This window comes from Streptococcus pseudopneumoniae, assembly GCF_001068775.1.
In the GTDB taxonomy this organism is placed as follows: domain Bacteria; phylum Bacillota; class Bacilli; order Lactobacillales; family Streptococcaceae; genus Streptococcus; species Streptococcus pseudopneumoniae_N.
In genome coordinates this window covers 1-549 of record NZ_JWAJ01000120.1, presented here as the reverse complement: position 1 = coordinate 549, position 549 = coordinate 1, and the positions used below count along the sequence as shown (strand labels likewise).

The following is a 549-nucleotide window of genomic DNA, read 5'->3' as shown; positions in this document are numbered from 1 at the left end:
TAATGAATATGCCATAAGAAGATTATACCACATTATGTACTGTTTTAGGTTCATTTTACTATAATGTTTTAAAATCTGTAGCGTACTATTCTAGATTCAATCCACTATACTATAGCTTTTTTCAACCACTACAGTTGACAAATAGCCTCATTTCCCATCAAAAAAACCGTAAGAATTTCTTCTTACGGTTTTTCTAGCAAATTCATAGAATTGAGATTCTCAGTTTTGCTTTATTTGAGTAATTTCTTACTCTTCTTCCTCACGTTTTTTAGCGAAGAGGAGTCCACCTGTCGCTGCTGCAAGAAGTGCTAAAGCAAGTGAAGCGCTAGATTGTTCTGTACCAGTATTTGGCAATTCTTTCGCTCCTGCTTTCTTAGCTGGTGCTTGAGCAGGTGAATCTTGGTTAGTAGCTGGATTAACTGCTACTGAACCATCTGATTTCTTGACTGTCTTATCTGCTGGAATAACAGATGTAGTACCATCTTCAAAGGTTACAACTACTGATCCGTCTTTGTTTACCTTGATATCTTTCGCAGTTGGGTTAGATTT

At 36.4% G+C, this 549-nt stretch carries 1 protein-coding gene; it reads right to left on the bottom strand.

Features of this window, described 5'->3' with window-relative positions; translation table 11 throughout:
• Nucleotides 1–246 precede the first annotated feature (246 nt).
• The coding region (locus tag ADF68_RS06575) for an LPXTG cell wall anchor domain-containing protein (protein ID WP_049549130.1) at nt 247–549 on the bottom strand (303 nt) is incomplete at its 5' end.